Annotated in this window: 17 protein-coding genes; 16 read left to right on the top strand and 1 reads right to left on the bottom strand. The window is 71.9% G+C overall.

The window, feature by feature from the left end; genetic code table 11:
- Nucleotides 1–321: 321 nt before the first annotated feature.
- From ACZ7LS_RS18785 to ACZ7LS_RS18835, 11 genes are all read left to right on the top strand, one after another.
- Nucleotides 322–2,040: a CTP synthase gene (locus ACZ7LS_RS18785; protein WP_382675804.1), complete on the top strand. Its 1,719-nt coding sequence runs from the start codon at nt 322–324 to the stop codon at nt 2,038–2,040.
- A gap of 99 nt (nt 2,041–2,139) precedes the next feature.
- The gene (locus ACZ7LS_RS18790; RefSeq protein WP_385136946.1) at nt 2,140–2,766 is read left to right on the top strand and encodes an NUDIX domain-containing protein; all 627 of its coding nucleotides are present in this window, start codon (nt 2,140–2,142) and stop codon (nt 2,764–2,766) included.
- A gap of 860 nt (nt 2,767–3,626) precedes the next feature.
- The gene (locus tag ACZ7LS_RS18795) at nt 3,627–5,630 is read left to right on the top strand and encodes a tetratricopeptide repeat protein (protein ID WP_382971330.1); all 2,004 of its coding nucleotides are present in this window, start codon (nt 3,627–3,629) and stop codon (nt 5,628–5,630) included.
- A 176-nt stretch (nt 5,631–5,806) separates the two neighbouring features.
- Nucleotides 5,807–6,922, top strand: coding sequence for an alanine dehydrogenase (gene ald, locus ACZ7LS_RS18800; protein WP_382675808.1), 1,116 nt, complete (start codon nt 5,807–5,809; stop codon nt 6,920–6,922).
- 382 nt (nt 6,923–7,304) lie between these two features.
- Nucleotides 7,305–8,426 (top strand): ParA family protein, encoded by a 1,122-nt coding sequence (locus tag ACZ7LS_RS18805; protein ID WP_030354916.1) that lies wholly within the window; start codon nt 7,305–7,307, stop codon nt 8,424–8,426.
- Nucleotides 8,423–9,025 carry a hypothetical protein gene (locus tag ACZ7LS_RS18810; protein WP_382675828.1) on the top strand — a complete coding sequence of 201 codons (603 nt, stop codon included), beginning with the start codon at nt 8,423–8,425 and terminating at the stop codon, nt 9,023–9,025. The genes ACZ7LS_RS18805 and ACZ7LS_RS18810 overlap by 4 nt, the downstream gene beginning before the upstream one ends.
- Nucleotides 9,026–9,077: 52 nt before the next feature.
- Nucleotides 9,078–10,232: a segregation and condensation protein A gene (locus tag ACZ7LS_RS18815; protein WP_385136944.1), complete on the top strand. Its 1,155-nt coding sequence runs from the start codon at nt 9,078–9,080 to the stop codon at nt 10,230–10,232.
- A 98-nt stretch (nt 10,233–10,330) separates the two neighbouring features.
- Nucleotides 10,331–10,897 carry an SMC-Scp complex subunit ScpB gene (gene scpB, locus ACZ7LS_RS18820; protein ID WP_382530465.1) on the top strand — a complete coding sequence of 189 codons (567 nt, stop codon included), beginning with the start codon at nt 10,331–10,333 and terminating at the stop codon, nt 10,895–10,897.
- A complete protein-coding gene (locus ACZ7LS_RS18825; RefSeq protein WP_382530448.1) occupies nt 10,897–12,093 on the top strand; it encodes a pseudouridine synthase in 1,197 nt (398 codons plus the stop codon). The genes scpB and ACZ7LS_RS18825 overlap by 1 nt, the downstream gene beginning before the upstream one ends.
- 306 nt (nt 12,094–12,399) lie before the next feature.
- A complete protein-coding gene (locus tag ACZ7LS_RS18830) occupies nt 12,400–13,140 on the top strand; it encodes an NUDIX hydrolase (RefSeq protein ID WP_382530449.1) in 741 nt (246 codons plus the stop codon).
- On the top strand, nt 13,137–14,159 hold the full coding sequence (locus tag ACZ7LS_RS18835; protein ID WP_385136941.1) for an ADP-ribosylglycohydrolase family protein: 1,023 nt from the start codon (nt 13,137–13,139) through the stop codon (nt 14,157–14,159). Before ACZ7LS_RS18830 ends, ACZ7LS_RS18835 begins: the two co-directional genes overlap by 4 nt.
- A 112-nt stretch (nt 14,160–14,271) precedes the next feature.
- Here ACZ7LS_RS18835 and ACZ7LS_RS18840 read toward each other — a convergent pair whose 3' ends face one another.
- Nucleotides 14,272–14,955 carry a nucleotidyltransferase domain-containing protein gene (locus ACZ7LS_RS18840; RefSeq protein ID WP_385136939.1) on the bottom strand — a complete coding sequence of 228 codons (684 nt, stop codon included), beginning with the start codon at nt 14,953–14,955 and terminating at the stop codon, nt 14,272–14,274.
- Nucleotides 14,956–15,107: 152 nt separating this feature from the next.
- Between ACZ7LS_RS18840 and aroH the strand changes: the two genes are divergently transcribed.
- The 5 genes from aroH (at nt 15,108) to der (ending at nt 19,708) form a co-directional block, all read left to right on the top strand.
- Nucleotides 15,108–15,470, top strand: a complete 363-nt coding sequence (aroH, locus tag ACZ7LS_RS18845) for a chorismate mutase (RefSeq protein WP_382530455.1) — start codon at nt 15,108–15,110, stop codon at nt 15,468–15,470.
- On the top strand, nt 15,467–16,552 hold the full coding sequence (locus ACZ7LS_RS18850) for a prephenate dehydrogenase (RefSeq protein WP_382530457.1): 1,086 nt from the start codon (nt 15,467–15,469) through the stop codon (nt 16,550–16,552). The genes aroH and ACZ7LS_RS18850 overlap by 4 nt, the downstream gene beginning before the upstream one ends.
- Before the next feature lie 213 nt (nt 16,553–16,765).
- Complete coding sequence (gene cmk / locus ACZ7LS_RS18855) at nt 16,766–17,479, top strand: (d)CMP kinase (RefSeq protein WP_382530459.1); 714 nt, start codon at nt 16,766–16,768, stop codon at nt 17,477–17,479.
- A gap of 29 nt (nt 17,480–17,508) precedes the next feature.
- Nucleotides 17,509–18,174, top strand: a complete 666-nt coding sequence (locus tag ACZ7LS_RS18860) for a lysophospholipid acyltransferase family protein (RefSeq protein WP_382530467.1) — start codon at nt 17,509–17,511, stop codon at nt 18,172–18,174.
- 73 nt (nt 18,175–18,247) lie between these two features.
- On the top strand, nt 18,248–19,708 hold the full coding sequence (gene der, locus ACZ7LS_RS18865; protein WP_385136937.1) for a ribosome biogenesis GTPase Der: 1,461 nt from the start codon (nt 18,248–18,250) through the stop codon (nt 19,706–19,708).
- Nucleotides 19,709–19,854 lie beyond the last annotated feature (146 nt).

Here is a 19,854-nt window from a genome sequence, read left to right on the forward strand (position 1 = left end):
GGCAGCGAATGTTTGAGCAGGATACGACGCACCACGGGGCTCCGCGCCACGGTCTCGGCAACATCGGTCCGCCGAACGGGTAGGCCAAGGGTGACTGGGTGGGAAAAAGTCCGACTCGGGGGAAAGGCTCATCGGATGCGGAGGTCGGCGCGTGGCCGGAAGCACCCTCCCTTCAGCGCTGATACCCTGGTAGCCCGTGGACCGGTGGACTCCCTGCAACGCAACGGGGCCCCGTACCCGCAGCGACGGAAGTCCCTTCAGTCTTCGACCGGGACACCGGCACGCACCTCAGACCGCGACCACGGGAGCCCCCTCTTGGCCATGCCGAACCGATCCTCGACATCCTCGACGACCAAGCACATCTTCGTCACCGGGGGCGTTGCCTCCTCCCTCGGCAAGGGCCTGACCGCCTCCAGTCTGGGTGCGCTGCTCAAGGCGCGTGGTCTGCGGGTCACCATGCAGAAGCTCGACCCGTATCTGAACGTCGACCCGGGCACGATGAACCCGTTCCAGCACGGTGAGGTATTCGTCACGAACGACGGAGCCGAGACCGACCTGGACATCGGCCACTACGAGCGCTTCCTCGATGTGGACCTCGACGGCTCGGCCAATGTCACCACCGGCCAGGTCTACTCGCAGGTCATCGCGAAGGAGCGGCGCGGTGAGTACCTGGGTGACACGGTTCAGGTCATTCCGCACATCACCAACGAGATCAAGCACCGCATCCGGCGCATGGCGGCCGACGACGTCGATGTCGTCATCACGGAGGTCGGCGGCACGGTCGGCGACATCGAGTCGCTGCCGTTCCTGGAGACCGTCCGCCAGGTGCGCCACGAGGTGGGCCGCGACAACGTCTTCGTCGTGCACATCTCGCTGCTGCCGTACATCGGCCCCTCCGGCGAGCTGAAGACCAAGCCGACCCAGCACTCGGTCGCGGCCCTGCGCAACATCGGCATCCAGCCGGACGCGATCGTGCTCCGCGCCGACCGCGACGTACCGATCGCCATCAAGCGCAAGATCTCGCTGATGTGCGATGTCGACGAGACGGCCGTGGTGGCGTGCGTCGACGCCAAGTCGATCTACGACATCCCCAAGGTGCTGCACACCGAGGGCCTGGACGCCTATGTCGTGCGCAAGCTGGATCTGCCGTTCCGCGATGTGGACTGGACGGTCTGGGACGATCTGCTGGACCGCGTCCACAACCCCGACCACGAGGTCACCGTCGCGCTGGTCGGCAAGTACATCGACCTCCCGGACGCCTATCTCTCGGTGACCGAGGCGATCCGCGCCGGCGGCTTCGCGAACAGGGCGCGCGTCAAGGTCAAGTGGGTCACCTCGGACGACTGCAAGACCCCGGCCGGCGCCGCCAGGCAGCTGGCCGACGTCGACGGGATCCTGATCCCCGGCGGCTTCGGCGAGCGCGGTGTCACCGGCAAGGTCGGCGCCATCCAGTACGCCAGGGAGCACAAGGTGCCGCTGCTGGGGCTCTGTCTGGGCCTCCAGTGCATCGTCATCGAGGCCGCGCGCAACGTCGCCGGGATCCCCGACGCCAACTCCACGGAGTTCGACTCCGGCACCGCCCACCCGGTGATCTCCACGATGGAGGAGCAGCTCGCCTATGTGGAGGGCGCCGGAGACCTGGGCGGCACGATGCGGCTCGGTCTCTACCCGGCCAAGCTCGCCGAGGGCTCGATCGTGCGCGAGGTCTATGACGACCAGCCGTATGTGGAGGAGCGCCACCGCCACCGCTACGAGGTCAACAACGCGTACCGCGCGGAGCTGGAGAAGAAGGCCGGGCTGGTCTTCTCGGGCACGTCCCCGGACAACAAGCTCGTCGAGTACGTCGAGTACGCGCGCGCCACGCACCCGTATCTGGTCGCCACCCAGGCCCACCCGGAGCTGCGGTCCCGGCCGACCCGGCCGCATCCGCTCTTCGCCGGGCTGGTGAAGGCCGCGGTGGAGCGTCAGCGGGCGGCGCGCGAGGGCGCGGGCCAGGGCGGCCAGCGTACGCCGGCGGAGCCGGTGGCCGCCCAGTCCTGAGCGGGTCCGCCAAGCGATACGGTGGGAGCCGGGGCACGGGTCTTTCGGGACCTGTGCCCCGGTTTCCGCTTGTGCGCCGCTGTGTGGGAGGACGGTTTCATGACGATCAAGGACGCCCCCGAGGAGTGGCGGGTCACCGCGACCTCGACGCCCTTCCGCGGCAACAAGACCAGTGTCCGTACGGATGACGTGGTCATGCCCGACGGTACGGTCGTGTCGCGCGACTACCAGGTCCACCCCGGATCCGTGGCGATCCTCGCGCTGGACGACACGGGCCGGGTCCTCGTACTGCGCCAGTACCGGCACCCCGTCCGCCAGAAGCTGTGGGAGATCCCGGCCGGGCTGCTCGATGTGCCGGGCGAGAACCCGCTGCACGCGGCCCAGCGCGAGCTGTACGAGGAGGCACACGTCAAGGCCGAGGACTGGCGGGTGCTGACGGACGTCTACACCACGCCGGGCGGCTGCGACGAGGCGGTACGGATCTTCCTCGCCCGCGGTCTGTCGGAGGCGGAGGGCGAGCGCTTCGAAGTCTCCGAGGAGGAGGCGGACATGGAGCTGGCCCGGGTGGAGACGGCGGAGCTGGTACGGGGTGTGCTCGCCGGTGAACTGCACAACAACTGCCTGGCGGTGGGGGTGCTCGCGCTCGCCGCGGCGCTGGCGGGCGACGGCATCGAGTCGCTCAGGCCGGCCGAGGCGCCGTGGCCCGCGCGCCCGTTCGAGTCCTGAACAGGGGTCCTTGCGTTTCGGGCGTCCGATCATTCTCCAGTCTGAAAAAATGCTGATCCGATTGGGGGACATATCGGCCACGCTCCCTCGGTCTCGTCGCTGAGAGTGAACTACGCTCGGACCGCCCGTGCGGAGACCCGCCGGGCTCGGCTCGTGCGCAGGCGGACGGAGCGTGGCCCGTGACGGATCAGGCGGTGGATGTGAGCGGCCCCGGCCGTCCGGGCGCCGGGGGAAAGCGCGGCGGTACGCGGAGCGGGAAGCCAACCGCCGCGGGAACGAACGAAACTGACGGGCCGTCGGAGAAGCGGCGGAGCCGTCCCACGTCGGCCGCCGAAGAGCCGTCGACAGCGGGTTCCGAGACGAAAGGTACGGCCCGGGTGAGTATCCCGGAGGGTCCCGAGGACGCGACCGACGCCGTGAGCGCGAGTGGCACGGAGAGGCCGGCGCCGGGCGGGGTGACGGAGCGTGGCGATACGCGGCAGGCGGTACGCGAGGGCACAGGCGCGGACGAACCGGACGCGGCGGACGGATCGGGTACGGCGGACGGAGCCGCTGGACCCCTCGGACCTGCCGGGCCCGCTGACCCGGCCCCGAGTCCGGCGGAGGCCGGCCCCGGCGGCGGCGCTCCACGGTCCGGGGCGGGGGTCCCGGCGCCCGATGCCGGCGATCCGGAGCCCGGGGCCGGCGGTTCCGAGGCCGAGGTGGGGGACCTGGTGTCCGGGGCGGGTGGGCCCCCGTCGGGGCCCGGAGCCGGCTGCCTCGCCCCGGTCGTTCCCGCCGAGCCGGCCGTGTCCTCCCCGGAACTCTCGCGGCCGGTCCAGTCGCCGCCCCCTTCCGCCCGGACGGGTTCCGCCGGGCCGCTGTCCGACGCGCGCGCCCCGCACCCGGGGCGGCCCGCGCACGACGGGGAGTTCTTCGGCCGGCAGCGGGAAATCAAGGCGCTGCGCGGAGACATCGAGCGGGCCGGGCTCAACACGCTCTCCGGCCGCAAGGAGCCGCGCGCCCGGGTGCTGCTGATCGCGGGCCGGCCCGGCTCGGGGCGTACCGCCCTCGCCGAGGAGCTGACCCGGCAGCTGCGGGACGGCTATCCGGACGGTGTCGTACGGACCCGCCTCACCGAGCCCGGCGGCGGGCCGGTGCCCACCGAGCGGACCGCGCGCGAGATCCTCGACGCGTTCGGCCTCGCCACCCCGCCGGGCGCGGGCGAGGACGAGCTGTCCGAGATGGTGCGCGAGACGCTCTCCGCACGGCGGGTGCTGCTGTTCCTCGACGACGCAGTCGACGCCGAGCAGGTCGACCCGCTCGTGCCCGACAACCCCGGCTGTCTGGTGGTCGCGGTGTCGCAGGGCCCGCTGACCGGAATCCCCGACGTCCGTCCGTGCACGCTCGGCGGGATGGATACCAAGGCCGCCATCGAGCTTCTCGGCACGTTCACCGGCGCGGTCAGGATCACCGTCGATCCGCAGGCCGCGGAGTCGCTCGCCGAGGAGTGCGGCGGCCAGCCCGCCGCGCTCGTACTGGCCGGCGGCTGGCTCGCCGCCCGGCCCACCGCGTCCGTCGCCGATGTGACCAAACAGCTGCGGGCCCTGCCGCACGACTGGGACCGGCCCGTCGGCGACCGGCCGCTCGCGCGCGCCTTCCATCTCGTCTACGAGACGCTGCCGTCACCCGCCGCCCGGATACTGCGACTGCTCGCGCTCGCGCCCGCGGGTCTCGCCGACGCGCACATCGCGTCCGCGCTGGCCGGCTGCTCGGTCTCGGCCGCCAGGACCACACTGGACGACTTCGCCGTACGGGGGCTGCTCCGGGCGGTCGACGCCGAGCAGTACGAGGTGCCCGGCTGTCTGGTCCCGCTGCTGCGGGGCGTCATGGAGGAGCACGACCGGCCCGCCGAGGTGCAGTTGGCCCGCGCGCGGATGCTGGAGCGGAGCGTACGGCTGCTCTCCTCCTGCCGCGCCGTCACCGAACCCGACGGCTCCCCGGCCCGCAAGAAGCTGGCCGCGCTGCCCCGCGCGCTGCGCTTCCCGAACGCCGCGGCGGCGGCCGGATGGCTGGCCGCGCGACAGCCCGCGCTGCTCGCCTCCGCGCGGCTCGCGGTCGCCGACGGCGAGCTGGACACGCTGGCGAGGCGGCTGGTGGCCGCGCTGGTCAGGGCGCTGGCAGCGCACCGGGGCACCGAGGCCGCGGCGCCCGAGCTGTACGGGCTCCACCAGCTGGTGCTCGATATCGCCGAGCGGCGCGAGCTGCACCGCGAGCAGGCCGCCGCGCTGCTGAACATCGGCGATCTCGACGCCCAGACCGGCCGTACGCAGGACGCGCTCGCCCGCTACCGGGCCGCGCTGGACGCCGGAAGGGCCGCGAACGATCTCTACGCGACCGGCCGCGCGATGGAATCCGTAGGCGGCGCCTACCAGGATCTGCGCGACTGGCAGCGGGCCGCCGACTGGTACGGCAGGGCGCTCGCCCAGCGGCTGAGCCGGGGCGAGCGGGCCGACGAGGCCCGGCTGTACGGCCGGCTCGGCACCGTTTTCACCTACGCGGGGCTGTACGGCGAGGCTCTGCGCAACTGGCGGGCCGCCGTGGCGGGCTACCGCAGGCTGCGCGATCTCCCGGGCCAGGCAAGGGCGTTGAGCGAGGCGGCCCGGGTCCAGGAGTACGCGGGCCGGCCGCAGGAATCGCTGCGCACCTGCCAGGAGGCGGTCGAGTGGGCGCGGCTCGCCGGGGACGAACGGCTCCAGGCCGCGCTCCAGCTCAGGCTGGCCGACACCCTGGACCGGCTCGGCGACCCGACCGCGGCGAGGCTGCACCGGGCCACGGCCGATCGTCTGCTGGAAACGGAGGGAAAACACCTACGAAATCCGTAGTGCTTCGACTGGCGATTGATGCTTTGCAAGGCTAGACACCAAGAAATCCTTCATTAGACTGGCTACGCCGCACCCCCCCGCGCGGCGTCTTCCCGTGCGCCCTGTGCGCCCGGGTATGTATGGGATCGCCCCTGGACATCCCCGGACATCCCCTGAGCCAAGGACCGTGATCTGCCGTGTTGGTCGGTATCCCCCGTGAGGTCAAGAACAACGAGTTCCGGGTGGCCATCACCCCGGCCGGCGTCCATGAGCTGGTGCGCCAGGGGCATCAGGTCGTCATCGAGCGGAACGCGGGCGCGGGCTCCTCGATCACGGACGAGGAGTTCGCCGCGGCCGGCGCCCGGACGCTGGACACGGCCGACGAGGTCTGGGCCGCCGCCGATCTGCTGCTGAAGGTCAAGGAGCCGATCGCCGAGGAGTACCACCGGCTGCGCAAGGGCCAGACGCTCTTCACGTATCTGCATCTCGCCGCCTCCCGCGCGTGCACGGACGCCCTGCTGGACTCCGGCACCACCGCCATCGCGTACGAGACCGTCGAGACCGCGAACCGCGCGCTGCCGCTGCTCGCCCCGATGTCCGAGGTCGCGGGCCGGCTGGCGCCGCAGGTCGGCGCGTACCACCTGATGCGCTCGGCCGGCGGCCGGGGTGTGCTGCCGGGCGGCGTGCCCGGTACGGCGGCCGGCCGGGCCGTCGTCATCGGCGGCGGCGTCTCGGGATGGAACGCCACGCAGATCGCCGTCGGCATGGGCTTCCACGTGACGCTGCTCGACCGGGACATCAACAAGCTGCGCGAGGCCGACAGGATCTTCGGCACGAAGGTCCAGACCATCGTCTCCAACGCCTTCGAACTGGAGAAGGCGGTCGTCGAGGCGGACCTCGTCGTCGGGGCCGTTCTCATCCCCGGCGCGAAGGCGCCGAAGCTGGTCACCAACGAGCTCGTCGCCAAGATGAAGCCCGGAAGTGTACTTGTCGACATTGCGATTGATCAGGGCGGCTGCTTCGAGGATTCACGGCCGACGACGCACGCCGAGCCGACGTTCCGGGTCCATGACTCGGTCTTCTACTGCGTGGCCAACATGCCGGGCGCCGTACCGCACACCTCCACGTACGCGCTGACCAACGCCACGCTGCCGTACATCGTGGAGCTCGCGAACCGCGGCTGGCTCGACGCGCTGCGCCGGGACCCGGCCCTCGCCAAGGGGCTCAACACCCATGAGGGCCAGGTCATTTACCGCGAGGTCGCCGAGGCCCATGGACTGGATCACGCCGAATTGGCCGCGCTCCTGGGCTGATGTGTCAACTCGTCTCGTCAACATCGCGCCAGCGGCCGGATCTTGCGGAGCGAGGTCCGGCCGTACGCGTGTCCGGTGGCTGCCGAACAGCCGGTCAACGCGCCTCGAACCTAACGCTTTCAACCGTTTCGCGCGTCGGTGAAACAGGCCGGGCATGCCTTGGTGAGAGGCTTGTGCGCCCTTGACAGAGAGGTGTTCCGTTGCCGACACATCGGGCCGGGTCCGGCGGATTGTGTTGCTGCGAAGCGGTGACACGCCATAGAGTCGCCAACCGTCGGCATGGTGCCACGCTGACCTATCGATAAGTTTCCTGGTCCCGTCCAAGGAGGTAAGACGACTTGTGAATGAGTCGACATTTACTCCCGGGGGTGGTCAACCAGGAATGCCTGTGAGGAGCCAGAGCCCGTCGTCCGGGCTCAAGGCTGTCGGCTCCGTAGCGGTCCGCACCTTCGCCACTCACCAGCACATGACGACAGCCCACCAGATGATGGACGGCCAACACGTGAACGCCATGGCCGGCAACGAGGGTGGCCGAGAGTCCACTCCATTCGCCGACTACGACGAAGTGCCCGAGGGGCACTTCTACGACCCCGACGCCGAGTACGAGCCCGACCCCGAGTACGCGGCCACCCTCGCCCCCGACGCGGCCCGCCAGCGTCGCGAGCGGATCGGCCCGACCGGGCGTCCCCTGCCGTACTTCCCGATCCCGGGCCCGCTCACCGACCACGGCCCCGCGAAGATCATCGCGATGTGCAACCAGAAGGGCGGCGTCGGCAAGACGACGTCGACCATCAACCTGGGTGCCGCGCTCGCGGAGTACGGCCGGCGTGTGCTGCTCGTCGACTTCGACCCGCAGGGAGCCCTGTCGGTCGGTCTCGGCGTGAACCCGATGGAGCTGGACCTCACCGTCTACAACCTGCTCATGGAGCGGGGCATGGCGGCCGACGAGGTGCTGCTGAAGACCGCCGTGCCCAACATGGACCTGCTGCCGAGCAATATCGACCTCTCGGCCGCGGAAGTGCAGCTGGTGAGCGAGGTGGCGCGCGAGTCCACGCTCCAGCGGGCGCTGAAGCCGCTGATGCAGGACTACGACTACATCGTGATCGACTGTCAGCCCTCGCTCGGTCTGCTGACCGTGAACGCGCTGACCGCCGCGCACAAGGTGATCGTGCCGCTGGAGTGCGAGTTCTTCGCGCTGCGCGGGGTGGCGCTGCTGACGGAGACCATCGAGAAGGTCCAGGAGCGGCTCAACCCCGAGCTGGAGCTCGACGGGATCCTCGCCACCATGTACGACTCCCGTACGGTGCACAGCCGTGAGGTCCTCGCGCGCGTGGTCGAGGCCTTCGACGATCACGTCTACCACACGGTGATCGGGCGGACCGTGCGCTTCCCGGAGACCACGGTCGCCGGTGAGCCGATCACCACGTACGCCTCGAACTCCGTCGGCGCCGCCGCGTATCGCCAGCTCGCCAGGGAGGTGCTCGCCCGGTGTCACGCCGAGTGAGTCTGCCCGGGGCCGACGAGCTGTTCCGTACGACCGGCGGCATGGCGCTGCAGTCCTCACCGCCGTCGGACCGGCGCAGGAACGCCAACGGCGAGCCCCGGGTGCCCGCTCCGGCGGGGGAGAGCGATCCGTCCGACGACCCGGCGGGCGCCGCCTCCTCCACCGCGGCGGAGGAGCACTCCGCCGCCGGTACGGACGTCCAGGAGCCGTCCAGGAGCCGGACCGCCGACGCCGAGCAGGCGGCCTCCTCCGTGAAGGGACGACGGCCGCAGGAGGCCGCTTCCGCGTCCTCCCCGGGCCAGGGGCAGACACAGGGCCAGACGCAGGCCGCCGGGCCGCAGGGCGGCCAGCAGCGCCGCCGGGGACGTGGCGCCAACCGCCGCCCCAGCGGACGCGAACGGCACGACGAGAAGATCACGGTCTATGTCTCCGCCGAGGAACTGATGGACCTCGAACACGCGCGGCTCGTGCTGCGCGGTGAGCACGGACTCGCCGTGGACCGTGGCCGGATCGTCCGCGAGGCCGTCGCCGTGGTCCTCGCCGACCTCGAATCGCGCGGCGACGCGAGCATCCTCGTACGGCGCCTGCGCGGGCGCTGAGGATAGCCTGCGCGGGCCGTTACTCCGTTCCCGCTCCGCCCTCAGGATCTCGATGCCGCCCCCGCCCCCCGGTCTCCACCGCCCGTCCCGCCGCACTCTGGGCCGCGGGCCAGGGGCGTCGGCGCCCGAGCCGGTATCCGAGCCCGTGCCCGTGCCGGAGTCTGTGGCGGTGCCGGAGCCCGTGGTGGAGCCCGCGCCCGCACCGGAGCCGGTTCCGGAACCTGAGGCGGTGCCCGAGCCCGCTCCCGTGCCGGAACCGGAGGCGGATTCTCCGCCCGTGCCGGCGCCTTCACCCGAGCCCGAGCCTTCGCCCGCGCCGGAGCCTTCGTCCGAGCCCGCGTCCGAGTCCGCTCCCGGTGACGGGCGGTTCACCGTACGGCTGGTGAACTTCGAGGGCCCCTTCGACCTGCTGCTCCAGCTCATCTCCAAGCACAAGCTGGATGTGACCGAGGTCGCGCTGTCGAAGGTCACCGACGAGTTCATGGCGCACATCCGCGCCATGGGGCCGGACTGGGACCTCGACCAGACCACCGAGTTCCTGGTCGTCGCGGCGACCCTGCTGGATCTGAAGGCCGCCCGGCTGCTGCCCGCCGCCGAGGTCGAGGACGAGGCCGATCTCGCGCTGCTCGAAGCGCGGGACCTGCTCTTCGCCCGGCTCCTCCAGTACCGCGCGTACAAGCAGGTCGCGGAGATCCTCGGCGAGCGCCTGGACGCCGAGGCCCGGCGCTACCCCCGTACCGTCGGGCTGGAGCCGCACCACGCCGCGCTGCTCCCCGAGGTCATCATCAGCATCGGGCCCGAGGGCTTCGCCCGGCTCGCCGTGAAGGCGATGCAGCCGAAGCCCAGGCCGCAGGTGTACGTGGAGCACATCCACGCGCCCCTGGTGTCGGTGCGGGAACAGGCGGGGATCGTCGTCGCGCGGCTGCGGGAGCGCGGCGAGATCAGTTTCCAGGCGCTCACCGAGGACGCCGCGGACACCCTGACCGTCGTGGCGCGCTTCCTGGCGCTGCTGGAGCTCTACCGGGAGCGCGCCGTCGCCCTGGACCAGGAGGAGGCGCTCGGCTCGCTCATGGTCCGCTGGACGGGCGGGGACGGTGACGTGGAGGCCGCCGTCACGGACGAGTTCGACCGTGAGACCGGGCCGGCCGACGGAGCGGCCGGTGGAGCGGGCGAGGGAACGGACGAGAAGAAGAAGGTGACGGCGTGAGCGAGAGGGCGCGGGAGCGGGAGCGGGAACAGGCGAGGGCGCGGGCGGCGGGTGCGGTCGCGGACCTGGACCTCAAGCCCGCGCTGGAGGCGGTCCTCATGGTCGTCGACGAGCCCGCCACCGAGGAACATCTCGCCAAGGTCCTCGACCGCCCCCGGCGGGCCGTCGCCGACGCGCTGCGCGAGCTGGCCGACGAGTACACCGTGCGGCGCCGGGGCTTCGAGCTGCGGCTGATCGCCGGCGGCTGGCGCTTCTACACCCGGCCCGAGTACGCCGAGGCCGTGGAGGCGTTCGTACTCGACGGCCAGCAGGCCCGGCTCACCCAGGCCGCGCTGGAGACGCTGGCGGTCGTCGCGTACCGCCAGCCCGTGAGCCGTTCCCGGGTCTCGGCGGTGCGCGGAGTGAACTGTGACGGCGTCATGCGCACCCTGCTCCAGCGCGGGCTGGTGGAGGAGGCGGGCGCGGAACCCGAAACAGGTGCGATCCTGTACAGGACGACGAACTACTTTTTGGAGCGGATGGGCCTGCGGGGCCTGGACGAGCTTCCGGAGCTCGCGCCCTTCCTCCCCGAGGCGGACGCGATCGAGGCCGAGAGCCAGGAAGGCGTTCCGTCGTTCGATCCGGACGCCCCGGATACCCACGCAGACGACAAGACGGAACTTTGATGCGAAGCAACGGCAGGAACAGCGGAAGCGGCAACAGGAGCGGCGGAGGCGGGAGCGGCGGCGACCGGGACAACCGGGGAGCCGGCAGCGGGCGGGACGACGAGCGGAAGCGGCCGTCCCGACCCCGCCCCGAGGAGCGCCGCTACGACGTCGGCCGCTCCGGTCCCACCGGTGGTTCCGGCGCGTCCGGGGCACCCGCCGGCGCGCGCCGTTCCGGTGGCTCCGACGGTTCCGGGGGTTCCGCGGGCGGCGCCTCGGGCGGGGGCTCCCGTCAGGGCGGGGCCCGTGGCGCGGCGGCACGCGGCGGTGCCAAGGGCGGCCCCAAGCCTTCGCAGAGCGGTGGCCGCGGCGGTCCGCGGCGCGGTGCCCCGTCCCGTCCGCGCGAGCTGGACGCCAAGATCGAGCAGCGCAACCGCGACCGGTACGCGGACCGGCCCTCGGTCAAGACGCCCAGGACCAACCCGGGCGCCGAGCAGGAGGGCGAGCGGCTGCAGAAGATCCTCGCCCGCGCCGGCATGGGCTCGCGCCGCGCGTGCGAGGAGCTGATCGAGCAGGCCAGGGTCGAGGTGAACGGCGAGATCGTCCTCGAACAGGGCATGCGCGTGGACCCGGACCGCGACGAGATCAAGGTCGACGGGCTGACCGTCGCCGCGCAGTCGCATCTCTTCTTCGCGCTGAACAAGCCGGCCGGGGTCGTCTCCACGATGGGGGACCCCGACGGGCGGCAGAACCTCGGCGACTACGTCACCAACCGCGAGACCCGCCTCTTCCATGTCGGCCGGCTCGACACGGAGACCGAGGGCATCATCCTGCTCACCAACCACGGTGAGCTGGCCCACCGCCTCACGCACCCCAAGTACGGCGTCAAGAAGATCTATCTCGCCGCGATCCAGGGCCCGTTGCCGCGCGATCTGGGCAAGCGGCTGAAGGACGGCATCCAGTTGGAGGACGGCTACGCCAAGGCCGACCACTTCCGGGTCGTCGAGAACACCGGCAAGAACTATCTGGTGGAGGTCACCCTCCACGAGGGCCGTAAGCACATCGTGCGCCGGATGCTCGCCGAGGCGGGCTTCCCGGTCGACCGGCTCGTCCGGACGTCCTTCGGCCCGATCCCGCTGGGCGACCAGAAGTCCGGCTGGCTGCGCCGCCTCACCAACACCGAGGTCGGCATGCTGATGAAGGAAGTCGGGCTGTAACACGCCCACGGCGTCCTCCCCTGGACACGCCGGACCTCGCGAAGCCCGCGGCCCGATGGCCGCGGGCTTCTGCCATGCCGGGCTTCTGCCATGCCGGGCTTCTGCCATGCCGGGCTTCCCCCTTGCGGGCTTCGCGCTCGCCGGGTTTCTCCCTTGTGCGGACGGCGAGTTCACCTTTATAGTCAACCTGACCATTAAGGAGGTGGCCGTGCGTCGCGCGATCACGACCCGGACGGCCGTGCGCGCGTACGGCCCGTGGACCCGGACCCACGGGGGTGGCCCAGGTTCCTGTCCTCCTGAGCGGTCATGACGGCTCGGGGGCGGGTGCCGGGGGGCTACGACCCCGCCGCCTTCGAGCCGTTCGCGGTCACCGTCGATCTCGCCGTCTTCACCGTGCGCCTCGGCCGGCTGCACGTACTCCTCATCGAGCGGGGCGAGGAACCGTACCGAGGCGACTGGGCGCTGCCCGGTGGCTTCGTACGGCCGCGGGAGTCCGCCGGACAGGCCGCCCGACGCGAACTCGCCGAGGAGACCGGCCTGTCGGCGCGGACCGCGGGCGCGCTCCATCTGGAGCAGCTGCGCACCTACAGCGATCCGGACCGCGACCCCAGGATGCGGGTGGTGTCCGTGGCGTACACCGCGCTCGTCCCCGACCTGCCCGAGCCGCGCGGCGGCGGGGACGCCGCCCGCGCCCAGTGGGTGGAGGCCGGCGCCCGCGGGCCGCTCGCCTTCGATCACGAACACATCCTGGCCGACGCCTACGACCGGGTCGGCGCCAGACTCGAATACACCTGTCTCGCCACGGCCTTCTGCCCGCCCGAGTTCACACTCGGGGAGCTGCGGCAGGTGTACGAGACGGTCTGGGGCGTGGAGCTCGACCCCCCCAACTTCCGGCGCAAGGTCCTCACCACGCCGGACTTCGTACAGGCGGTGGAGGGGCCGCCGCGCCGGACGGGCGGCCGGGGGAAACCGGCGGCGCTGTACCGCGCGGGCCCCGCCACCACGCTGCACCCACCTCTGCTGCGACCGGAAGGACGGAACGCATGATCATCGCGAGGGCCCAGACCAAACAGGCTGCCACGGGCTCGCTGATCGGGCTCGCGCTCGGTGACGCGCTGGGTTTCCCCACCGAGTTCGACGATGTGCCGTCGATCCTCGCGACATGCGGTCCCTGGCGCGAGGTGGCGCTGCCGGAGCCCGCGTTCGTCACGGACGACACCCAGATGACGCTGGCGTTCGCGCGCGGGATCAGGACGGCGATGGACCGGGGCGTGCTCGGTCCGCTGCGGCTGGAGCGGCCGGTACGCGACGAGTTCGTCCGCTGGTACCACTCCCCGGACAACAACCGCGCCCCCGGCAACACCTGCCTGACCGCCTGCCGGCTCCTCGACAGCGACCGCCCCTGGCAGCGGGCCAGCCAGACGCACTCCAAGGGCTGCGGCGCCAATATGCGGGTCGCGCCGATCGGGCTCGTCCCCGGCCTCAGCGACGAACAGCGCGGCGGCGCCGCGCAGTTGCAGGCGGCGCTCACCCACGGCCATCCGACGGCGCTCGCCGCCTCCGACCTGACGGCCCGCGCGGTCTGTCTGCTGGCGCACGGCGGCGAGCCGCAGGCGCTGGTGGGCCAGTTGCGCTCGTACGCGTACGAGAACCGCGAGCGCTACTACCACCGCTGGCTCGGCGACCTCTGGACCCTCTCCGGCGACTCCACGCCCGAGACCTTCATCGCCCGGGGCTGGGACGAGTGCCTGGCGGCCCTGGAACGCCTCCAGGAGGCCCTGCGCACCCCCGACCCGGAGGCCGATCCCTGTCTGGCCACCGGAGACGGCTGGATCGCCGAGGAAGCCCTCGCCACCGGCCTGCTCTGCTTCCTCCTCTTCCCCCAGGACCCGGTCACCGCGCTGCGCCGCGCCGCCTGCACGAAGGGCGACTCCGACTCCCTCGCCTGCCTCGCGGGCGCGTTCGCGGGTGCCCATCTGGGCGCGGGTGCGTGGCCCACGGAGTGGGCGGAGCGGATCGAGTACCACGGTGATCTGATGGCGCTGGGAGCGCTCTGGGATTCCTGAGCCGCGTTCGTACCGCGCGCGCCACGTGTTCAGAGCCTTGTGAGCGGAGCCCTGTGCGCGGAGCGTTGTGCACGGAGCGTCGCGTTCAGAGCGCTGCGTTCAGAGCACTGCGTCAGAGCACTGAGGCGCGGCGCGCGCGCAGCAGGAAGTCCTCCACGCGCGCGTGGTCCGGCTCGGCCGGCAGCGGGGAGCGGGACACCGCCTCGTCGGCCTCGGCCACGAGGCGGGTCATCCGGCGCTCCACCCCGGGCCAGGGGACCTCGCCCCGCTTGACCGCCAGCAGGTGGTCCCGCTCCCGGCCGGCGTCGATCACCAGGCGGCCCGTGCGCAGCAGATCCCGGCAGGAGCCCAGCAGCCGCAGCAGATGCATGGCGTGCTTCCAGCGCGGGGCGCCGTGCACGCGTACGTCCGCCTCCAGCTTCCGGCGCTGGCCCTCGGCGTAGCGGACGAACGTCCGGTGCGCCTGCCGGGAGAGGAACGCGTCGCGCAGGGCGAGCAGTTCACGCCCGGTGTCGTCGATCCGTTCGACGAGCGGTGAGTGCAGACACTCCAGGACATTCGGGTTGGTGTGCAGGGCGAGGGAGCAGAAGCGCTCCAGTTCCCAGGAGAACTGTTCGGGGGCCGGGCCCTCGACATGGGCCGGTGGCTTCTCGAAGCGCCAGAAGAGCGGGGCCGGGGCGAGGAAGACACCGCGCCGGTCGGTGTCGCTGCCCTCCGTCGTGAGTCCGAAGGCGCGCGAGCCCATCACACACGCGTAGACGGTGTGTTCACGGACGAGCGCTTCCGGCGAGGTCATGGGGGGAGAGGGTACGGGGGCACCGGGCAGCGGTCCGAGCGGTTTTCCGGCGCCCCGGTGAGCCCGTTCCCGTCGGCGGGAACGGGCGCCGCGCCCCCGTCCCGCGCGGCTGACTACCCTGGGACGAGCACTCGATCACTGAGGAGAACGTCGTGGCGGTACGAGCGGTTCGCGGAGCGGTCCAGCTGGAGCGGGACGAGGCCGGGCACATGGACGTCCAGGTCAAGCAGCTCCTCAACGCGATCCTGGAGCGCAACGCGCTCACCGCGGACGATCTGATCAGCGTCTGGTTCACGGCCACTCCCGATCTGCACAGCGACTTCCCGGCCGCGGCGGCCCGCGGGCTCGGCATAGTCGACGTCCCCCTGATCTGCGCTCAGGAACTGGACATCGCGGGCGCCCTGCCGCGCGTCGTCCGTATCCTCGCCCATATCGAGTCCGACCTGCCCAAGTCCGAGATCGCGCACGTCTACCTCGGCGCCGCGGCCACCCTCCGCAAGGACATCGCCCAGTGAGAACCGCCGTCGTCATCGGTACGGGCCTGATCGGCACCTCGGCGGCGCTGGCCCTGGCCGGCCGAGGCGTCACCGTCCATCTCAGCGACCACGACCCCTCCCGCGCCAGAACCGCGTCCGCGCTCGGCGCGGGCACGGACGAGGCGCCCGAGGGCCCCGTCGACCTCGCGATCATCGCCGTACCGCCCACGCATGTCGCCGCCACGCTCTCCTCGGCGATGCGCGACGGCGTGGCCCGCGGCTATCTGGACGTGGCCAGCGTCAAGGGCGGCCCCCGGCGCGAGCTGGAGGCGCTCGGCCTCGATCTCGCCGCGTACATCGGTACGCACCCCATGGCGGGCAAAGAGCGTTCGGGACCGCTGGCCGCGACCGCCGATCTCTTCGAGGGGCGCCCCTGGGTGCTGACCCCGACCCGGGACACCGACACCGAGGTGCTGAACCTCGCCCTGGAACTGGTCGCGCTGTGCCGGGCCGTGCCGGTGGTGATGGACGCCGACGCGCACGACCGCGCGGTCGCCCTCGTCTCGCACACCCCGCAGCTGATCTCGTCGATGGTCGCCGCCCGTCTTGAGGAGGCCGACGAGACGGCCGTGCGCCTCTGCGGCCAGGGCATCCGCGATGTCACCCGGATCGCGGCCTCCGACCCCGGGATGTGGGTCGAGATCCTCTCCGCCAACCCCGGCCCCGTCGCCGACGTCCTGGCCGGGGTCGCCGCCGACCTCGGGGAGACGGTCGAGGCGCTGCGCGCGCTCCAGTCCTCGGACACGGACAAGCGGCGCGGCGGGGCCGCCGGGATCGAGGACGTCCTGCGGCGCGGCAACGCGGGACGGGTACGGGTGCCGGGCAAGCACGGCGCCGCCCCCGCGGCGTACGAGGTCGTGGCCGTCCTCATCAGCGACCAGCCGGGCGAACTGGCCCGTATCTTCGCGGACGCGAGCCGCGCCGGGGTCAACGTGGAGGACGTACGGATCGATCACGCGACCGGGCAGCAGGCGGGCCTGGTGCAGCTGATGGTGGAGCCGTCGGCGGCTCCGGTGCTCTCGGCGGCCCTGCGGGAACGCGGCTGGTCGATCCGGCAGTAGTCGCGGTAGTCCCGGCGGGGCGGGCGGGACTTTCGAAACACGCCCTGGTGGTCCGGTGGCGGCGCGGCGGTGGTCCTGCGGCGGTCACGCGCCGTGGCCCGCGTCCCGCCGAACGGGTGCATTCGGGGTCCTGAGTACTCGGTAACCTTGTGCGGGGGCGTATGTGCGTCCCCGCACATCCACTCCCATGAACCAGGAAGGTGTCCGACCCCCGTGGACAACGGAGCAACCCCCGCCCGGACCGCACCGGCCGCTGTGATCGTCGCCATCGACGGGCCCTCCGGCACGGGCAAGTCGAGCACCTCCAAGGCCGTGGCCGCCCAGCTCGGGCTGAGCTACCTCGACACCGGCGCGCAGTACCGTGCGATGACCTGGTGGATGATCACCAACGGTGTCGACGTGTCGGACGCCGCCGCCGTCGCGACCGCCGCGGACAAGCCCGTACTGGTCTCCGGGACCGACCCGGCCGCCCCCACGATCACCGTGGACGGGGCGGACGCCTCCGGTCCGATCCGTACCCAGGAGGTCACCTCCAAGGTGAGCGCGGTCAGTGCCGTGCGCGAGGTGCGGACCGTCGTCACCGAGCTCCAGCGCTCCATCGCCGCGGCGGCCGGCAAGGGGATCGTGGTCGAGGGCCGTGACATCGGTACGACCGTGCTGCCGGACGCCGACGTCAAGATCTTCCTCACCGCCTCCCCGGAGGCCCGCGCCGCCCGGCGCAGCGGCGAGCTGAAGGGCAAGGAGGCGACCGATGTCGCCGCCACCAAGGACGCCCTGGTCAAGCGGGACGCGGCCGACTCCAGCCGTAAGACGTCCCCGCTCGCGAAGGCCGCCGACGCGGTCGAGGTGGACACCACGGAGCTCACGCTCCAGCAGGTCATCGAGTGTGTCGTGACCCTGGTCGAGGAGAAGCGGGCCGCGAAGTGAGCACACCGTCGGCTCTGGCGGCCAGAGCCATGTCACCGAAGGGCGCGGCCCCGGCCCCGGCCTCGGAGAAGGGCGCGGCGGTCGGGCGCGGTATCGGCATCGGGCTGATGTACGGCCTGTGGCGGCCGCGGGTGCTGGGCGCGTGGCGGGTTCCGGCGGACGGCCCCGTCATTCTCGCCGTCAACCACGCGCACAACATCGACGGCCCGATGCTGATGGGCACCGCGCCCCGTCCGGTGCACTTCCTGATCAAGAGGGAAGCCTTCATCGGCCCGCTCGACCCGTTCCTGCGGGCCATCGGGCAGCTGAAGGTGGACCGTACGGTCGCCGACCGCACCGCGATCACCGACGCGCTCGGGGTGCTCAGGGACGGCGGCGTGCTGGGGATATTTCCCGAGGGCACCCGGGGCGAGGGAGACTTCGCCTCACTGCGGGCCGGGCTGGCGTACTTCGCCGTACGGTCAGGGGCGCCGATCGTGCCGGTGGCGGTCCTCGGCAGTACGGAGCGCCGGGGCCGGCTGATACCGGCGCTGCCGCCCCTGCGCAGCCGCGTGGACGTCGTCTTCGGCGACGCCTTCGAGGCGGGGGACGGCACCGGACGGCGCACCCGCAAGGCGCTGGACGACGCCACCGCCCGGATCCAGGCGCGGCTGACCGCCCACCTGGCAAACGCCAGGCGCCTGACCGGGCGCTAGCGAACACCTGAGTACTTGAGTAGTGCGCCGCGGCATGCGGCGCACCGATCACGATGAACGAGGTACGGACTTCATGAACGACCAGATCGACTCCGCCGACGAGCACGGAGAGCTCGGCGATGCCGAGTACGCGGACTTCATGGAGCTTGCCGCTCAGGAGGGCTTCGAAGCCGATGAGGTGGAGGGCGCGATCGGCGAGGCCGGTCACGGACCGCTGCCCGTCCTCGCCGTCGTCGGCCGCCCCAATGTCGGCAAATCCACTCTCGTGAACCGGATCATCGGCCGCCGCGAGGCGGTCGTCGAGGACAAGCCCGGCGTCACCCGCGACCGGGTCACCTACGAGGCCGAGTGGGCGGGCCGCCGCTTCAAGATCGTCGACACCGGCGGCTGGGAGCAGGACGTCCTCGGTATCGACGCCTCCGTCGCCGCCCAGGCCGAGTACGCGATCGAGGCCGCCGACGCGGTCGTCTTCGTCGTGGACTCCACGGTCGGCGCGACCGACACCGACGCCGCCGTGGTCCGGCTGCTGCGCAAGGCGGGCAAGCCCGTCGTGCTCTGCGCCAACAAGGTCGACGGACCGAGCGGCGAGTCCGACGCCACGGCGCTCTGGTCGCTCGGCCTCGGCGAGCCCCACCCGGTCTCCTCGCTGCACGGCCGGGGCACCGGCGACATGCTCGACGCGGTGCTCGAAGCGCTGCCCGAGGCTCCGGCGCAGACGTTCGGCACCGCCCTCGGCGGCCCCCGCCGTATCGCGCTCATCGGCCGCCCGAATGTCGGCAAGTCGTCCCTGCTGAACAAGGTCGCGGGCCAGGACCGCGTCGTCGTCAACGAGATCGCGGGCACCACCCGTGACCCGGTCGACGAGCTGATCGAGCTGGGCGGTGTCGTCTGGAAGTTCATCGACACCGCCGGTATCCGCCGCCGGGTCCATCTCCAGGAAGGCGCGGACTACTACGCCTCGCTGCGTACCGCCGCCGCCGTCGAGAAGGCAGAGGTGGCGGTCGTACTGATCGACACCAGCGAGTCCATCAGCGTCCAGGACCAGCGGATCATCACCATGGCCGTCGAGGCGGGCCGCGCCCTGGTCATCGCGTACAACAAGTGGGACACCCTCGACGAGGAGCGCCGCTACTACCTGGAGCGGGAGATCGAGACGGAGCTGGCACAGGTCGCCTGGGCACCCCGGGTGAATGTCTCGGCGCGTACCGGCCGCCATATGGAGAAGCTGGTCCCGGCGATCGAGACGGCCCTCGCGGGCTGGGAGACCCGGGTCCCGACCGGCAGGCTCAACGCGTTCCTCGGTGAGCTGGTCGCCGCGCATCCGCACCCGGTCAGGGGCGGCAAGCAGCCCCGCATCCTGTTCGGTACGCAGGCGGGCACGAAGCCGCCGCGCTTCGTGCTCTTCGCCTCGGGCTTCATCGAGGCCGGCTACCGGCGCTTCGTGGAGCGCCGGCTGCGCGAGGAGTTCGGCTTCGAGGGCACCCCGATCCATATCTCCGTGCGCGTGCGCGAGAAGCGCGGCCGCAAGAAGTAGGCGGGCAGGACCCGGCGTACAGCACGCCGAGAGCGGTGGGGGGGAGGGGGGGGGGGGGGGGGGGGGGGGGGGGGGGGAGTGGGGGGGGGGGGGGGGAGGGGGGGGGGGGGGGGGTGGTGAGTGTCTTCAGGCAAAGCGGAGCTCCG

This window comes from Streptomyces sp. NPDC039430 (genome assembly GCF_055639435.1).